Genomic DNA, 16,500 nt, shown 5'->3' on the forward strand with positions numbered 1-16,500 from the left:
CTTACCAGAGCAGTAAGATTTTTTTTATCTTATTAATATACCGATTGGTATATTTTGATTATCTTTGTGAGATTCCTTTGTCAATATAAAAAGGGATTTTTTTAATTAAAAATATACTGATCGGTATATTGCAAAAATAAAATCTATGAAAGAAGTATTTATAGTAGCAGCAAAACGAACTCCGGTAGGAGGTTTTATGGGAAGCCTGTCCGGATTTACAGCGCCTCAATTGGGAGCTCTTGCCATTCAGAATGCTTATGAAAGTATTGGGCTTTCTCCTGAGCACATTGATAGTGTGTATATGGGAAATGTACTAAGTGCCGGATTGGGACAGTCTCCTGCAAGGCAGTCGTCAATTTTTGCTAAAATTCCTGTTGATAAGGATGCAACAACAGTTAATAAAGTCTGTGCATCCGGAATGAAAGCGGCAATGATTGGGGCTCAGCAGATTCAGCTTGGATTAGATCATATTGTTATGACAGGAGGAATGGAAAGCATGAGTAATGTTCCGCATTATGTTAAAATCCGTCAGGGAACAAAACTGGGAGATATGAATCTTACTGATGGATTGATCAAAGATGGACTATGGGATGTTTACAATGATTTTCACATGGGAAGTGCAGCCGAATTGGGTGTGAAAAAATATGGACTTACCAGACAGGAGCTTGATGAATATGCGTTGTTTTCCTATCAGAGGGCGCAGGAAGCAGCCCAAAATGGTAAGTTTGTTAGTGAACTGGTCCCAATATCGATTGAAAGTAAAAAGGGAACTACAATCGTTGGTAAAGACGAAGATATTGATAAACTGATCCCGGAGAAAATTTCCCTGTTGAAACCTGCATTTGAAGCAGACGGAACACTTACAGCAGCCAACTCCAGCAATCTGAATGATGGTGCTGCTGCCTTATTATTAGCATCCTCTGAGGCGATAGAGCTGCACAATTTAAAACCAATGGCAAAAATAATTGCCTATGCAGATGCCGCTCAGGCACCGGAATGGTTTACCACTTCACCTTCCATCGCAATTCAGAAACTGTTGAAACAAACCGGTCTTAGTCTTTCTGATATCGACTTTTTCGAGATTAATGAAGCGTATTCTTCAGTCATCTTATCCAATAAGAAAATCCTGGATTATGATATCAGCAAAGTAAATGTTTATGGAGGAGCAGTAGCATTAGGACATCCGATCGGTGCTTCGGGAGCAAGAATTATAAACACTTTAGTGAATGTTTTACACCAGGAAAAAGGGAAGTATGGAATTGCTGCCATCTGTAATGGAGGAGGAGGCGCTTCCGCAGTTCTTATCGAAAATATAGGCTAAAAGGGATAAATTACCTTAGATTTCAATTATTATATAAAAAAAGATCTTTCTTAAAGTTAAATTTGAGAAAGATCTTTTGCGTTGGTAACAGATTGATTATCCATTGATCAAACAGAATATTCAATGAGTACAAACGAAAGGTAAATGCTCTATTTTTGTTAAACTGACAAATATCATTGCATTGTTATTTTTATTCATTCTAAATAAATATAAATTTGTCTCAAGAAATTTAACAAAGAAAATGAAAAAAATAACTACTCTTTCTGGTATTGTACTTGCATCGCTGATGAATGCGCAGCTGCAATATTGTATGCCAACCTTTCAGTATGGAGCCGACAGCAACATGATCAGTCATGTAACTTTCGGAACGATTAATAATTCATCACCAGTTCAGTCCTCAAATGCACAAATTTATGAGAACTTTACGACAATATCTACAGATCTGCAGTCGGGAAGTTCTTACCCAATTTCGGTGAAAGGCCCGTCCAGCACATTTCCAAGTGATGTAGTCGTTTTTATAGACTTTAATCAGAATGGTAATTTTGATGATGCAGGAGAAAGTTTTTATATCGGAAGGCTTGAAGCGGCTAATCCTGCCAATGCTTTTACCATCAACAATACCATCATGATTCCTGCCAATGCTGCCAGTGGAAGCACAAGAATGAGGGTTCTTAAAAATACCAATGTTCAGGCCTATTCCAATCCGGCAGCTGCTAATTCTATAAGTTCAGCTTGTGACAGCAGTTTAAGAGCAGGGCAGACGGAAGATTACACGGTTAATATCATAGGAAATACAGCGAGTTTCCCGGCTCCTTATTGCGGTACTGAAAATATTACAAGCTCAACCGTGAGTGAGATCAGTACGGTAGAATTTGCCGGAGTTGTTAGAAACAGTGCACTTGACGGGAATTCTGATGTTCTTGAAAACTTTACAGCAACCGTTTTCAATGTGAATCGTGGAAATAGCTATCCAATAAGTGTAACAGGAGGCACACACGGGCAGACTACCGTATCTGCTTATGCTTATATTGATTTTAACCATAATAATCAGTTTGACGCTGATGAGCAATTTAATCTGGGCTATCTGGATAATTCCAATCCGGTTTCCGGTCACCAATCCGGGGTTACAATAGGTAATATCACCATTCCGGCAGGAGCACAGTTGGGAGAAACCCGTTTCAGACTGGTAAAAGCCTATGAATCCAATTCATGGATGGGAGCTTTGAAGAATCTTCCGTGTCCTTCAGATTGGTTTATCGGTCAGGCAGAGGATTATACTTTAAATATTCAGCCTGAGAGCCTTTCAACCATTGAAGTTTCTAAAGAGGCATCGACTCTTGTTACAATATATCCAAATCCTACCGCAAATTCTGTAACAATCAAGATGAAAGAAGGATTGGAGAAATACGAGATTTACAATATGTCGGGACAAAAGATGCTGGAAGGTAATTCGATGACCGTTTCAATGGATAATTTTGTTCCGGGAACCTATCTTATTAAAATTCAGACAACAAATCAGAAAACAGTCACAGAAAAGATTATTAAAAAATAGACACATCATATCTAAATCATATCCATATCAATTTTTGTTTTTTAATCGACAGGTCTTTTACCTGTCGGTTTTTTATTTGTTGTATTAGGAATCAGATCCCAGTAAATCCATCAAATCCTGCTTAGACAATCCCTGAAGTTTCTTTCCGTCAGTGGTCAACAGATTCTGAGCCAGTTCTTTTTTCTTTTTCTGAAGCGTAAGAATTTTTTCCTCTACAGTATTGGAGCAGATCATCCTTACCGCAATTACATTTTTGGTCTGTCCTATACGGTAACTTCGGTCAATAGCCTGGTTTTCAGCTGCAGGATTCCACCATGGATCAACAAGATAGATATAATCTGCCTGCGTAAGATTGAGACCCACGCCTCCAGCCTTTAAGCTAATCAGAAATACACGGATCTCTTCATTGTTTTGAAAATGAGCTACTTTTTCACCTCGCTCTTTCGTTTGACCCGTTAAATACTCAAACTGAATATGGTGACGTTCCAGCTCTGCCTTTATCAAATCCAGCATTCCTACAAATTGGGAGAAAACAAGGATTTTATGATCTTTTGACTTGCCAAGGATCTGTTCCATCAGAATTTCGATTTTAACGGCATTTTCACCAGAATATCCCTCTTTCATCAGAACAGGGGAATTACAGATCTGTCTGAGCCTTGTAAGGCCTGTAAGAACGTGCAAGCTGTTTTTATTCAGATCATCATCGTCATTGGCGGCAATAAAATCTCGAAGTTCTTTTTCATAGGCATCGTAGATCTTGCGCTGTTCCGTATTCATTTCACAGTAAATAACTGTTTCTGTTTTATCCGGAAGTTCCTTGGCAACCTGTTTCTTGGTTCTTCTGAGAATAAATGGCTTTATCTTTTGCTGAAGCTCTATAGCACGTTTGCTGTATTCGAATTTATCAATAGGAATGGCATAAATATCTTTAAAATACTGTTTGCTTCCCAACAATCCGGGACAGGCAAAAGAAAGCTGGCTGTAAAGGTCAAATGTACTGTTTTCAACAGGAGTTCCCGTCAGTACAATCCTGTTTCTCGATTGAAGAAGTCTTGCGGCTTTATATCTTTCAGAATTGGGGTTTTTAATCACCTGTGATTCATCAAGAAATACATAATTGAAATTAAAATTTTTCAAAAACTTAATGTCCGAAAGCAGCATTCCATAGGTGGTAAGGACTACTTCATAATCAGGCATATGAGCCGTTGTTTTCGGTCGGTCTGCACCATAATGAAGCAGAACTTTTATAGAAGGCGCAAATCTGCTTATCTCTTCCTGCCAGTTGAAAAGCAGGGAAGTAGGAACCACAATCAGATTGGTGGTACGGCCTCGTTTTTCCCGCTGTGAAAGAATAAAAGCAATGATCTGGATCGTTTTTCCCAATCCCATATCATCTGCAAGACATCCACCGAAGTTGAAGTTGTCAAGGAAATTAAGCCAGTTCAGTCCGTCATGCTGATAATCTCTAAGCTCAGCATTCAGCTCAGCGGGAACAGCCACTTCCGGAATGTCTTTTACTTTTGAAAACTTCGTAGAATAAGAGGTCAGTTCTTCCTGAATCTCCTGGCTCAGGATTTCTTTTTCAAACAATGAAGTAACCTCTGTAAAATTGATTTTCGGAATTTTTAATAGTTCCTCATCAATTTCTCCTGCCCGGAAGTAAGCAGATATTTTTTCCATCCATTCTTCAGGGAGAATTCCCATGCTGCCATCATCCAGCTGAACAAATTTACTCTTGTTCCGAATGGCACGGTGAAGTTGTTTCAAAGAAGCTTCTCTAGGACCAAATCCTACTTTTAATTTGGCATTAAACCAATCCAGTCCGCTGGTGATCTGAATATTGATTTTAGCACGGTGTGGATTTAATTTGTTGTTTTTTAATTCGTTAAAACCCAGTATGATGATCCCTTCATTTCTCCAGGTCTCAAATGCTTCAAGAAACCAGTTGTTATCCAGAAACTTATCCCTATGAAGATAAAAATACTGATAACCATCCATCTGTTCTTCAAAATCAGGATGCTGTTGCATCACCAATGAAGTAAAACGGGCTTCAGCTGATTCATTTCTTTCTATTTTAAATGGATTTCCATTCTGGTCAGTATCAAAAATCTGCTTCCTGGAATATACCGGAACTTCCACATCTCCGTATTTCATAACGGGAGTAATTCCGATATAATTTTCCTGCTGGCGAAGATAAATGACTTTTTCAGTCTGATAATTCTTATCTTCAAGCTGTACTTTTGTTGCGGGGTGTATGTAGCTGTAATTAATATGGATACGCTCTTCTAAGCTGGAGAGAATATTCTGCATAAATGCTTCATATTTCGAAGAATGAACCAGTAAAATCTCATTATTAGCCTTAAAAAATCTGATGATTTTAAGCATATCCGGATCATCTACAAAGCTGAAAACGTTACGGTTATAGACAAAATAGTCGTTTCTGAGAACAATATTTTTAAAAGGAACAGAAATGTCATTAAAGAGTAGTTCTCCGGTGATTTCAAAAAATGGATCTTTCTTAAATACAGATAATTGAACCTCTGCATCTAAAGTATTTAATTCAACCTTGGAAAGTGACTTTGCGGAAACAGCTTCTGCGATTTCGCGGTCGTGATAATAGACTTCCAGCTCCAGAGGATTCTGTACAATGAGCTTTAAAGCTTCCAGTTCAGACGGATTGTAATCTTCATTGTAATTATTCTGAAAAGAATTGATAGCAGTATAAAATTTGATGTCTGCCGGTTTCTCTGCTTTCCAGATAAGCTGCATAGCATCTACAAGAGTGACAGGATTTTTGATTTTTCCTGTCTGCGTGATCTCTGCCTCCATCAGAGAGAAGGTCATATGATTGTAATAACGGTGTTTACCGATGACCAATATTTGCTTTTTACCCGATTCCAGTAATGCCAGGTCATCCAGCTTAGAAAGATGCTGAGGAAGCAGATCTCTTGTCAGCATTACATCATCTACAGGAAGCATTTCCTTGATTCTGGGCAATATTTCAATTTGGCCATCTTTGTATTTCAGTTCAAAATACTGATCCAGATCCGGTTCATTTTCCAGGCCATATCCTTTAGCTTTAGGGAGAAATGTTTTCTTGCGTAGCATTTCATCAAAAAACAATCGATAATTTTTATCTTCAATAATGCAGTGAATAATTTCCGCCTGATGAGCGCAAAGCTGGTCTTTGTCATTATCGCAGGTACATGAACAAAGTAATGAAGTCCCTATTTTGCTGATGGTAACCACTGGAAAATCCTGTAGTGGAGACTGTTTTGTAAATATTCCTGTGTTGTTTTCAATAGCAACAGGATAAATCTCACGAAAATCCCTGATCCCGATAAATGCACTGTCTGAGATATGTTTCAGCAGGTCATAGACGGAAAGTGTACTGATATTGATGTTGTCAAGAATATATTCTGCCATAAAAATAGATGGAGACAAACTTACAAAAAACAAATGTATTGAAGAATCCGTTTTGGCTACAGCTTACCCCATTTTGGCAACTCTTGGGTTTCTTCTAATGCAGAACTTTGTCCTGTAATTTTAAACCAAGAAAAATGAAAACAATTTTTATAACAGGTGCTTCTACAGGATTAGGAAAAGCAACTGCCCAATTATTTCAAAACAAAGGATGGAAAGTAATCGCTACGATGAGAAATCCTGAAGCAGCGGCTGATCTTGCGGCTTTGGAAAACGTAACGGTACTTCCTCTTGATGTAACCAATTTTGACCAGATACAGTCTACAGTAAAGCAAACCCTGGAACTCACTGATGTAGATGTGGTTTTTAATAATGCAGGGTATGGCCTTATGGGACCATTGGAAGCGTTAAAAGATGATCAGATTGCAAGACAGTTAAACACCAATTTATTAGGCGTTATCCGTGTAACGCAGGCCTTCATCCCATATTTCAGAGAGAAAAAGAACGGAATGTTTATTTCTACTACTTCCATCGGTGGTTTGATTGCTTTCCCCTTAAATTCTATTTACCATGCTACAAAATGGGCGTTGGAAGGCTGGAGTGAAAGTATGGCTTTTGAGCTGAATCAGTTTGGCATTGATATTAAAACAGTTTCTCCAGGAGGAATTAAGACTGATTTTGTAAGCCGTTCTTTAGATTCTGCATCAAGTCCTGCCTATGGAGAAATGATTGGATCATTATTCTCCAAAATGGGAGGAATGATGGAAGTGGCTTCTACTCCTGAACAGATTGCAGAAGTAGTGTATGAAGCAGCGACTGATGGCAAAAGAAATCTGAGATATGTAGCCGGAGAAGATGCCAAAGCTTTGTATGCTCAGCGCCTGGAATTGGGTGATGAAATATTCAGAGACCAGTTAGGAAAACAGTTCCTTTAATCCGGATTTTTTAAAGGTAGTATAAAGTAAATCTTCTTTATGCTGCCTTTTCCACCAAATAATTTATAATTTTATATCATGGAAAAGAAAGATAATGCTCCTTTGAAAATTTCATCCATATCAGAACTGCACAGCATGCTGCAGCTCCCTAAACCGCTTCATCCTTTGGTAAGCCTTGTGGATAATACAAAGATGACTGTCAAAAAGGATATGCTGAAGCGAAGTTTTATCCTGAATTTTTATAAAATCTCTTATAAATATTCTACCAACGGAAAAATGGGCTATGGGCAGGGATATTATGATTTTAATGAGGGAGGAATGATGTTCACTGCACCCGGACAGGTTCTTTCTACTGATGAGAATGCAGAATATTGTGGATACACCTTGCTGGTACATCCGGATTTCATCAGAAGTTATCCTTTGGCAAAGAATATCAAAAACTTTGGTTTCTTTTCTTATGATACGAATGAAGCACTGCATTTATCAGATCAGGAAAAGACGACGATAACAGGACTGCTGGATTACATTGGGAATGAGCTGAATACCGCTATTGATGAAGTGAGCCAGGACGTAATTGTTTCTTATATTGATGTTCTTCTCAATTACAGCAACCGTTTTTATAAAAGACAGTTTATCACAAGAAAAGCCGTTAATAATGATTTATTAACCAAAATGGATGATGTACTGGAAAACTATTTCAATCAGCAGGAAACCTTAAATAAAGGACTTCCTACGGTAGAATTTCTGGCTTCCACACTCAATTTGTCGCCTCATTATCTGAGTGATATGCTTCGGAATCTCACGGGATTAAATGCCCAGCAGCATATTCATGAAAAACTGATTGAAAAGGCTAAAGAATATCTTACCACCACAGGTTTTTCTGTATCTGAAGTAGCTTATGCCCTGGGGTTTGAACATCCGCAGTCCTTCAATAAGCTATTTAAAAAGAAAACTGATAAAACACCTCTGAGTTACAGACAATCTTTCAACTAGATAAAAAAACACCCGGTCCAAAATATCGGGTGTTTTTTATGGTATACTTTTTAGCTCACATTTTGTTTTGCTTTGATCAAAGCTTCAATTTTAAGTTTTGCAGTGGCCCATTCATCATCCAAAATACTGTAATAAGCTGCATTTCTTGTAGTACCATCGCTGAGAACTTTGTCTTTACGTAAAATGCCTTCAAATACACCACCGATTTTTTCGATGGCTTTTCTGGATCTGAAGTTATCATCTTTTGTTTTCAATTGTACTCTGTTGGTTTTCAGGATTTCAAAACAGAAGGTGAGGAGTAATAGCTTGCATTCAAGATTGATGGCTGTTCCCCAAAATTCTTTAGTGATCCATGTCCATCCGATTTCCAGTTTCCGGTCTGCGGGATAGATTTCAAAAAAGCGTGTGGAGCCTATCAGTTTTCCGGTTTCTTTGTGACGAATGACAAAAGGGTATTGATTTCCGGTTTCTCTTTCAGATAATGCACATTCATAGTTTTTATCAAACAAGGTTTTGTCTGAACAGTCTGTAGGAACCAGTTCCCAAAGTTCTTTATCTGCAGCCGCAGCATATAATTCTTCAAAATGTTCTTTTTCAAGAGGAACTAATTCAACGGTTTCTCCTTCCAAAATAGTTGGATAAGCAATCCATTTTTCTTTCATGGTTCATTATTTATACAACGAAATTAATGAAAAATCAAAATCTGTATTCAAAAAATAAAGTGATTTTCCACCATAATGAGGTCGGCATTTCCATTATTGGTTAAAATGGAACATAAAAATGACAAAAATGAACTAGATTTTAATGGGTGAGCGTGCCTAAATTTGCAAACGGAATTTTTATCAAACTGTCATAATGAACGAGAAAGAATCTTTTAATGCCAAAATGCCAACAGCCTGTTTTTTACTTTTCTTTGCCCATGGGCTTGTTTTTTCTTCCTGGGCGAGCCGGATTCCTATCATAAAAACGGCTCTTTCCATCAATGAAGCACAGCTGGGGACACTTTTACTTCTCATGCCGATAGGACAGCTTTCAACGATGGTTCTGGCCGGAAAACTGATCAGCATCTACGGAAGCAGCGGAATTATTAAAAGATGCTTTATGCTGTATCCTTTTTTCCTGTTATTAATTGGTTTATCTCCTTCATACTGGACGTTAGGTGTTGTACTATTCTTCTTTGGAGTTTCAGGAAACATGTGCAATATTGCCATCAATACTCAGGCGATTGAAATAGAATCTATCACGAAAAGAACCCTTCTTTCTTCATACCATGGCGCCTGGTGTTTTGCAGGTCTTACAGGAGCTGTCATAGGTTTGTTAATGATTAATCTCCATGTAGGAACTTTTTACCATTTTGCTGTTATTTTCATTCTGGTAGGAATACTTTGGTTTTATAGTACAAAAAATCTGACTAATATTATTCATAAAGCAGAACCGCAGACCCGTTCAATTTTTAAAGCAGTGAATCCTACACTGATTGGTTTGGGAATTATAGGCTTTCTGAGTATGGCGATTGAAGGAGCGATGTTCGACTGGAGCGGGGTTTATTTTCAAACTATAGTTAAAGCTCCTGAAAGCCTTGTCATACTGGGGTATACAAGTTTTATCTTAATGATGACTTTAGGTCGTTTTATCGGGAATAAAATCATTGAAAAATATGGAAAAAAGATTGTTCTGCAGTGCTGTGGGCTATTGATGAGCAGCGGACTTTTTCTAAGTGTTTTCTTTCCGGAACTGTGGATCTGCATCATTGCTTTTATGATCATTGGTCTTGGAAGTTCCCTGAGTGTACCATCCGTTTACAGCACAGTAGGAAAGGTGAGTACAGTGGCTCCAAGTATTGCTTTATCATTTGTTTCCAGCATATCGTTTTTAGGATTTCTGATGGGGCCGCCTCTTATCGGATATATTGCGGAAAGTTTTGATCTTAGATATTCATACGGTCTTTTTGCCTGCTTTGGGATTTTACTGGCGATTATGGCGGGTCAGATGAAAGTCTTCAGGAAATCATAATCAATTTCTTTTTAAGGGATTTTTGACATCTTTTAAGCGTTTTTTGACATGTTCTGGCTCACGGTCGTTACCTAATCTTGCATTTTAAAATACTTTTTATCTTTATTAAAAATTTCCTTTTATGAAACCGGTCTCAGGAATTGTATCAGAATCTGTTATTGACCATTCTTTTTCCATAAAACGATTAGAGGATGATATACTGTATTTCGGAGATTTTGTGAGACTTAATTATCATCACATTGTAATTATTGAAAAGGGTAAAGGAGTACTGACGATAGATGAGCATTCTTTTGATATTGCAGACCAGGAAATTTTTTTACTCTCCAAAGGCCAGATCTGCAGATTTGAAAATGATTCTGAAGTCTATGGCTATCATATTTCCTTTGGAGACTGTTTCTGGGAAAGAGTCCCGTCCAGTGCCAGCAATTGCAAGGCTGTTTTGTTTAATAATGCTGCTGCGAATCAAAAACTGATCCCGGATCAAACCGAAACAGATGAATTTTTAAGCTTATGTAAAAGATTACTCACGGAATATAAAACGGAGTCTTATACCAATCAGATGGACGTGCTGGCTGCTTATCTAAAAATCATCATGATTAAGCTGGCGAATGTAAAAATGGTAAAAGAAGAAACTTTTGACAGTCAGGATTATATCATTTACCGTAAGTTTATGGAATTACTGAGCAGTCAGTACCACACCCTTCATGCTGTGAATGATTATTCGAAGAGATTGAATATTACGCCAAGAAGGTTAAGCGAATTGTGTAAACGGTGTTCTGACAAAAGTGCCAAAGAAATCATCAACGGGCAGATTATTGCGGAAGCCAAAAGACTTCTTCAGTTCAGTTCCCATTCTGTAAAAGAGATTGCTTATCAGCTTCATTTCGGTACATCGGAACAGTTCAGCCACTTCTTTAAAAAAATACAGAAATATCTCCGGCAAACTATCGCAGCAAGTTTATTCATATCGGCGTATAGTTTCGGCGGAAATTTTGACATCTCATCGGTATTTATTGCTATTCTCAGACCTATGTAATCAGGATATCTTTGGATAAAATTAAATAAAGATATGTCAGTACATCGTATGAAAGAAGTCGCGGGAATTATCATTCCGGACAGTAAAATTGCAACAGAAGCCACAGAACTTCTCCTGGAACACGGAACAGAATTTATCTACAATCACTCTCTACGTGTTTTTCTGTTTTCTTCCTTAAATGCAAAGCGTGAAAACAAAGCACACGACTCGGAACTATTGTACGTGGCATCCGTATTTCATGATCTTGGACTTGTTTCTCATTACAGCAGCCCTGATCTGAGATTTGAGGTAGACGGAGCCAATGCAGCCAGAGACTTTTTGAAAGGCCATGGTATTGCTCAGGATAAACTTCAGTTGGTTTGGGATACCATTGCCCTTCACACTACCATTGGGATTGCAGAACACAAAGAAAATGAGGTTGCTTTAATGTATTCAGGAGTGGGATTGGATGTGATGGGAGAAGGATATGAAAACCTGAGTGCAGAACATCGGGAAGAGATTATCAGAGCTTTTCCGAGAAATGATTTCAAAAAGAAGATTATTCCTACATTTTTCGGCGGTTTTGAGCATAAAACAGAAACTACTTTCGGAAATATAAAAGCAGATGTCTGTGCCTTTATGATCCCGAATTTTGAAAGGAAGAACTTCTGCGACTGTATTTTACATTCTCCGTGGTCAGAATAGGAAAATAGCTCTTTTAAAAAATAGGCAGCCCTGAACATTCTTAGATGATCAGGGCTGTTATGGTTTATATCCAGTTTTCTACAAGATGAAGCCAGAGTGCTTTTTCTTTATCGAGCAGAAAGACCGCAGATGATTTTCTTTGAGTTATGACTTCTCCTGTGACTTGTGTTTCAATATAGGTAGCAAGTCCATGATGGTCAGAATGATTCACTTCAATATTTTCCACCTGAATACTTCGCTCCGGAAACTTTCCAAATACGGTGGGAAGCCATTCACCAAGCATCGATAGGGTAACAGTATCTCCGTTTCCATTAATCATTTTAAAATCTTGTGAAAATCCGGATAATAATTCTTGATAAAGACTTTCCTGATTTTCGGCTTTTCCCTGAAACCATTTTTCGATATTCCGGTGGAATTCTTCTATTTCCCAGATGATCTTTTCTGTATTGTTCATTGTTAAATGTATTATATTTTTTGATTTTAAACTTATCTTTCAGTCAATAATGTTCCTTAATCTGTTTCCTGCCCAAAGTCCAGCCAGCTGAAAGAGACCTATCATTCCTATAGCGGCTGCAAATGCTTCCGTGAATCCCAGAATTGGGATCAGATTAAAAAACAGGGTACCAATAATAACTCCTCCGGTGACACTCCCAATCTGAATCCCTATACTTACAAGCCCTGAAGCCTGCCCGGCTTTATCTTTTGAAACCAGAGAAATAGCTGTCCGCATCATGACCGGCATAATTGTACCATGTCCAAATCCGGCAATAAACAATGTCAGAAATGTAAGAAAAGAGGGTTTTTGCTCAAAATAAAAAGTAACCGCACTCATCAGAAAGCCTGTCATCAATAAGCTTAATCCCAGATAGATCATTTTGTATGCTTTCATTTGTACTCTGGAAGTAACCAAAGGAGCTATGAAAAAAGCAAGCCCATAAGGAACAATAGCCAAGCCTGTCTCCATTGAATTTTGATGAAGAAACTGCTGAAGATAATAAGGATAGCAAATGAATAAACCGGCCGTAAAATTGTAAAAGAAAATAATCAGAAGACTTAAAGCAAAAGGTTTCTGCTGCAACAAAGCCGGATCTATAAGAATCGGACGATTATTTTGAAGCTGTTTCGTTTCATATTGTAAAAATGAAATTAATACTACAATTCCTGCAATAAGAATTCCGAAAATCCACCAAGCCCATCCAAATTTCTGTCCGAAAATAAGAGGACAGATGAGCATGAGTAAAGCAAGAATTAACAACAAAGCTCCTATAAAATCAATACCTGTTTGTTCTTTATTATTCTTATTGTCCATGGTAAAATGAATTCCCAGAATACAAATTACCGTAATCGGTACATTAACAAGAAACACCATTTCCCATGAAAATCGTCCCCAATGCATGCTTAAAAGAATTCCTCCAAATAACTGTCCGATCACTGATGCAAGACCAAATACCGAGCTGAAAAGACTGACAGCTTTAGGTTGTTCCTGACTGTTGAAAAGGTCTTTTATGGAAGCCAATACCTGTGGAGCAAGCAATGATGCACCAATACCCTGAAACAATCTGAAAATAATCAGCCACGTAACATCCGGAGAAAAAGCGCAGGCAATAGAGGAAAACAGAAAGGTGTACAATCCTGCTATAAATATCTTTTTGCGACCGTAAATATCACCCAACCGTCCGCCACACACAACAAGTGCAGCATAGGTAAGTCCATAAATGGCTATAACCATCTGAAGCTGATGATCACTGGCATTCAATGCTTTTTTGATAGAAGGCAGAGCCATATTGACAATAAAATAATCCAGTGGTGAAAGAAAAGCACCTGCAATCAGAAAGTTGAGTGCCTGCCACCGTTTCGGATGTACGTTCATATTTTTTTATGCAAAATTACCCGCTTTGTGTTCTGTTAAAATTGTACTTTTGGAGGAAAATACAGTGTGTAATGAAAGGACTGCCTTTAGAAGAGATTGATGTAAGAGAATTAGAACTGAAAGAAGAGATCATTTTTAAAACAAACACTTTTCTCTCATTCGTTTATATTGTCAAAGGAAAAGGAACGCTTACTTATGATGGGCGAAAGATTAATTTTTCGCAGGGTAAGCTCTTTATTATTCCACAAAATGAGGTCTATCGTTTTGAAAGTGAGTCTGCTAAGCTTATTACAATTCAATGCCCGGTGGAGTTTATTGATAAAATCCGTTTGGAAGCGGACCGTATTGAAAGCTGTGAGAATTTACATAAATTGCAATACATCAGCCATAATTATCATGCAAGAGCGGGCTGTGTCTTCAGAGATAAAAATGATGAGAACTTTGCAGAAACCCTTATTCTGCAGATCGCCAATGAATTCAAAAATAAAGCGGAAGATTATTTAATTATCCGCAACTGCATGTCGATCCTTCTGAATCTGATTGCCCGAAATATCATTCGGAGTGAAACTTCAGATCTGCAGGAAAACCGGAAAGCTTTTTCCATTATGAAGATCATTACTTATATTCAACAACATATTAAAGACCGTGAGAAAACCGGAATTCAGACTATTGCCGATCATTTTGGGATTTCCGGGAATTATTTCGGAGAATATTTTAAACAGCAAACCGGAATTTCTTATCAGGATTATCTGCTGGACTATAGATTAAAACTGGTTGAAACCTATTTAAAATACAGCAGTATCCGGCTAAGTGAGATTGCCTACGAACTCCAGTTCAGTGATGAAAGCCATCTTTCCAAGCTTTTCAAGAAATACAGAGGAGTAACTCCCGGAGAATACAGGAAAAGTTTTAAATAAAGATCTTTTTAGGAGAGGGCTTTTTACTAAGTTAAAATTTAATTCTAAAAATATAAAGTTAACTATATAGTTGACTTTATATTTTATATATTTACAGCAAATATATTTCAGATGGATTTTGATTTTATTAAAGAACTAGGATATAAAGCGTTGGATAGCAGATTGAAGAGAATCAGTGACCGGATGTCTCATGATGTGCGGAAATTTTATAAAGAATTCGGAATTGATGTGGAACCTAATTGGTATCTGGTTTTTATGCTGCTGCAACAAAAGGGTGAAATTTCTATTACCGATATTGCGGAACCGTTGGGATATTCCCATCCTTCGGTGGTGGTTATCGTTAAAAAAATGAGCGAAAGCGGTTACCTCATTATTAAAAAAGACAGTGTAGATAAACGGAAACAGATCATTTCATTGTCTCCCAAAGCTATTGAAATGCTTCCTCAGCTGGAGCAGATATGGGACAGTTGTGAAAAAGCAATCCTGAAGGTATTATCAGAAGATCTGTCGATTTTCACGTACCTGGATGATATTGATCAGGAATTAAAAAATGAATCTTTTCATCACAGATTTAAACAGGAATATTTAAAATCAATTCAATCATGAAAGCATTCATTCTCATTACAGCATTTCTTTTTTCCACGAATTTGATTTCGGCAACAGAAACGAAAATCATGATCAGAGCGAAAGCAAGAGATGCCAAATTTATCGGAACTTCATTGGGCGGCGCTCATATTATCATCAGAAATAAGCTTAATCAAAGAATTCTGGCAGAAGGAAATACAGTTGGTAGCACAGGAAATACAGATCTGATTATGAAAACGCCCAAAATCAGAGGAAACTCCATTGCAGATGAACAGACAGGAGGTTTTATGGCTGCCGTGGATATTGATGAGCCTACATTTGTGAATATAGAAGTGATTTCTCCTTTGAACAGCAGGCAGGCACACGCAGTGGTAAGTACAGAGCTATGGCTGATTCCCGGGAAGCATATTCTGGGGGAAGGAATTATTCTTGAGATTCCGGGGTATATTATTGATATTCTGAAACCCAGAACCCATCAGTATATTGCACTGAACAGTATTAAAGATAAACCTTTCCTGTTTCAGGCCAATATTGTGATGATGTGCGGATGTGTTATTGATAAAGGCGGCGTATGGAATTCCGATGAGATTGAAGTGAAAGGAATTCTGAAAAAAGACGGAAAATTTGTAAAAAATGTAGAGATGTCTTTAGTTTCAACCAACCTATTTGAAGGAAATCACACAATCAGTTCTCCTGGAAATTATGAACTTGTTCTGTATGCCTATCATGAAAAAACAGGAAATACGGGCGTAGATAAGGTCAATTATGTAGTTTTCGAATAAACGAAACTCAATATATTGGAATGAAAAGAGACTTTTCAAAAGTCTCTTTTTTTATTGAGAACCAATTATAAAACCTGAAGTTCTTTAAATACTTCTATAATGGCTTCAATAAGTCCTTTATCTATATTTTTTTCCGCAGCAGTATCCGGCAAAAGAGCCCTTAAATCACCGTGATCATCACGCTCAATAACGACTTCAGTTCCATCTACGTCTACATACAGTTTATACCCATAAGAGAATGTAGCCAGCTTTCCATTGAAAAGCAGTTCTTGACCCTTATACATTACCGGTACTTCAAATTCTTCCATTGCGGTGAGTTTCTGTTCAATTAAAATCTGGACAAATGTCGGAAAATTTTAATTCATATTATCATATAAATTGTAATGATA

General features: G+C 37.6%; 15 protein-coding genes. 10 read left to right on the plus strand and 5 right to left on the minus strand.

Going from position 1 to position 16,500, the window contains the following annotated elements; translation table 11 throughout:
• The first annotated feature begins 145 nt into the window (after positions 1 to 145).
• Together RAH34_RS11850 and RAH34_RS11855 are read left to right on the plus strand one after the other, a co-directional pair.
• The gene (locus RAH34_RS11850; RefSeq protein WP_306596277.1) at positions 146 to 1,321 is read left to right on the plus strand and encodes an acetyl-CoA C-acyltransferase; all 1,176 of its coding nucleotides are present in this window, start codon (positions 146 to 148) and stop codon (positions 1,319 to 1,321) included.
• 241 nt (positions 1,322 to 1,562) lie between these two features.
• Entirely contained in the window at positions 1,563 to 2,873 is a 1,311-nt protein-coding gene (locus RAH34_RS11855; protein WP_306596278.1) for a T9SS type A sorting domain-containing protein, read from the plus strand.
• Positions 2,874 to 2,957: 84 nt separating this feature from the next.
• On the opposite strand, the gene RAH34_RS11860 is transcribed toward RAH34_RS11855, so the two are convergent.
• Positions 2,958 to 6,299, minus strand: coding sequence for a DEAD/DEAH box helicase (locus RAH34_RS11860; RefSeq protein WP_306596279.1), 3,342 nt, complete (start codon positions 6,297 to 6,299; stop codon positions 2,958 to 2,960).
• A gap of 134 nt (positions 6,300 to 6,433) precedes the next feature.
• Here RAH34_RS11860 and RAH34_RS11865 point away from each other — a divergent pair, with 134 nt between their 5' ends.
• A complete protein-coding gene (locus RAH34_RS11865) occupies positions 6,434 to 7,231 on the plus strand; it encodes an SDR family oxidoreductase (RefSeq protein ID WP_306596280.1) in 798 nt (265 codons plus the stop codon).
• Positions 7,232 to 7,309: 78 nt separating this feature from the next.
• Entirely contained in the window at positions 7,310 to 8,224 is a 915-nt protein-coding gene (locus tag RAH34_RS11870; protein ID WP_306596281.1) for an AraC family transcriptional regulator, read from the plus strand.
• Between the two features lie 50 nt (positions 8,225 to 8,274).
• Here the strand turns inward: RAH34_RS11870 and RAH34_RS11875 are convergent, their stop codons facing one another.
• The gene (locus RAH34_RS11875; protein WP_306596282.1) at positions 8,275 to 8,886 is read right to left on the minus strand and encodes a GNAT family N-acetyltransferase; all 612 of its coding nucleotides are present in this window, start codon (positions 8,884 to 8,886) and stop codon (positions 8,275 to 8,277) included.
• A 193-nt stretch (positions 8,887 to 9,079) separates the two neighbouring features.
• Between RAH34_RS11875 and RAH34_RS11880 the strand changes: the two genes are divergently transcribed.
• From RAH34_RS11880 to RAH34_RS11890, 3 genes are all read left to right on the plus strand, one after another.
• On the plus strand, positions 9,080 to 10,237 hold the full coding sequence (locus RAH34_RS11880) for an MFS transporter (protein ID WP_306596283.1): 1,158 nt from the start codon (positions 9,080 to 9,082) through the stop codon (positions 10,235 to 10,237).
• Positions 10,238 to 10,358: 121 nt separating this feature from the next.
• A complete protein-coding gene (locus RAH34_RS11885; protein WP_306596284.1) occupies positions 10,359 to 11,273 on the plus strand; it encodes a helix-turn-helix transcriptional regulator in 915 nt (304 codons plus the stop codon).
• Between the two features lie 33 nt (positions 11,274 to 11,306).
• Positions 11,307 to 11,957 (plus strand): HD domain-containing protein, encoded by a 651-nt coding sequence (locus RAH34_RS11890; protein WP_306596285.1) that lies wholly within the window; start codon positions 11,307 to 11,309, stop codon positions 11,955 to 11,957.
• Positions 11,958 to 12,021: 64 nt separating this feature from the next.
• Here the strand turns inward: RAH34_RS11890 and RAH34_RS11895 are convergent, their stop codons facing one another.
• On the minus strand, positions 12,022 to 12,411 hold the full coding sequence (locus tag RAH34_RS11895; RefSeq protein ID WP_306596286.1) for a hypothetical protein: 390 nt from the start codon (positions 12,409 to 12,411) through the stop codon (positions 12,022 to 12,024).
• A gap of 39 nt (positions 12,412 to 12,450) precedes the next feature.
• On the minus strand, positions 12,451 to 13,827 hold the full coding sequence (locus RAH34_RS11900; RefSeq protein ID WP_306596287.1) for an MFS transporter: 1,377 nt from the start codon (positions 13,825 to 13,827) through the stop codon (positions 12,451 to 12,453).
• A 71-nt stretch (positions 13,828 to 13,898) separates the two neighbouring features.
• Here RAH34_RS11900 and RAH34_RS11905 point away from each other — a divergent pair, with 71 nt between their 5' ends.
• The 3 genes from RAH34_RS11905 to RAH34_RS11915 all read left to right on the plus strand — a co-directional run bounded on the left by RAH34_RS11905 (position 13,899) and on the right by RAH34_RS11915 (position 16,111).
• Entirely contained in the window at positions 13,899 to 14,744 is an 846-nt protein-coding gene (locus tag RAH34_RS11905) for an AraC family transcriptional regulator (protein WP_306596288.1), read from the plus strand.
• Between the two features lie 111 nt (positions 14,745 to 14,855).
• Positions 14,856 to 15,350 carry a MarR family winged helix-turn-helix transcriptional regulator gene (locus RAH34_RS11910; protein WP_306596289.1) on the plus strand — a complete coding sequence of 165 codons (495 nt, stop codon included), beginning with the start codon at positions 14,856 to 14,858 and terminating at the stop codon, positions 15,348 to 15,350.
• Positions 15,347 to 16,111, plus strand: coding sequence for a hypothetical protein (locus RAH34_RS11915; RefSeq protein WP_306596290.1), 765 nt, complete (start codon positions 15,347 to 15,349; stop codon positions 16,109 to 16,111). The genes RAH34_RS11910 and RAH34_RS11915 overlap by 4 nt, the downstream gene beginning before the upstream one ends.
• 65 nt (positions 16,112 to 16,176) lie before the next feature.
• On the opposite strand, the gene RAH34_RS11920 is transcribed toward RAH34_RS11915, so the two are convergent.
• The gene (locus RAH34_RS11920; protein ID WP_306596291.1) at positions 16,177 to 16,419 is read right to left on the minus strand and encodes a hypothetical protein; all 243 of its coding nucleotides are present in this window, start codon (positions 16,417 to 16,419) and stop codon (positions 16,177 to 16,179) included.
• Positions 16,420 to 16,500: the final 81 nt, after the last annotated feature.

Source organism: Chryseobacterium sp. WLY505 (assembly GCF_030846215.1).
In the GTDB taxonomy this organism is placed as follows: domain Bacteria; phylum Bacteroidota; class Bacteroidia; order Flavobacteriales; family Weeksellaceae; genus Chryseobacterium.

Coding starts and splice junctions, on each gene's coding strand:
- RAH34_RS11850 (WP_306596277.1), top strand. CDS start 146: ATGAAAGAAGTATTTATAGTAGCAGCAAAACGAACTCCGGTAGGAGGT.
- RAH34_RS11855 (WP_306596278.1), top strand. CDS start 1,563: ATGAAAAAAATAACTACTCTTTCTGGTATTGTACTTGCATCGCTGATG.
- RAH34_RS11860 (WP_306596279.1), bottom strand. CDS start 6,299: ATGGCAGAATATATTCTTGACAACATCAATATCAGTACACTTTCCGTC.
- RAH34_RS11865 (WP_306596280.1), top strand. CDS start 6,434: ATGAAAACAATTTTTATAACAGGTGCTTCTACAGGATTAGGAAAAGCA.
- RAH34_RS11870 (WP_306596281.1), top strand. CDS start 7,310: ATGGAAAAGAAAGATAATGCTCCTTTGAAAATTTCATCCATATCAGAA.
- RAH34_RS11875 (WP_306596282.1), bottom strand. CDS start 8,886: ATGAAAGAAAAATGGATTGCTTATCCAACTATTTTGGAAGGAGAAACC.
- RAH34_RS11880 (WP_306596283.1), top strand. CDS start 9,080: ATGAACGAGAAAGAATCTTTTAATGCCAAAATGCCAACAGCCTGTTTT.
- RAH34_RS11885 (WP_306596284.1), top strand. CDS start 10,359: ATGAAACCGGTCTCAGGAATTGTATCAGAATCTGTTATTGACCATTCT.
- RAH34_RS11890 (WP_306596285.1), top strand. CDS start 11,307: ATGTCAGTACATCGTATGAAAGAAGTCGCGGGAATTATCATTCCGGAC.
- RAH34_RS11895 (WP_306596286.1), bottom strand. CDS start 12,411: ATGAACAATACAGAAAAGATCATCTGGGAAATAGAAGAATTCCACCGG.
- RAH34_RS11900 (WP_306596287.1), bottom strand. CDS start 13,827: ATGAACGTACATCCGAAACGGTGGCAGGCACTCAACTTTCTGATTGCA.
- RAH34_RS11905 (WP_306596288.1), top strand. CDS start 13,899: ATGAAAGGACTGCCTTTAGAAGAGATTGATGTAAGAGAATTAGAACTG.
- RAH34_RS11910 (WP_306596289.1), top strand. CDS start 14,856: ATGGATTTTGATTTTATTAAAGAACTAGGATATAAAGCGTTGGATAGC.
- RAH34_RS11915 (WP_306596290.1), top strand. CDS start 15,347: ATGAAAGCATTCATTCTCATTACAGCATTTCTTTTTTCCACGAATTTG.
- RAH34_RS11920 (WP_306596291.1), bottom strand. CDS start 16,419: ATGGAAGAATTTGAAGTACCGGTAATGTATAAGGGTCAAGAACTGCTT.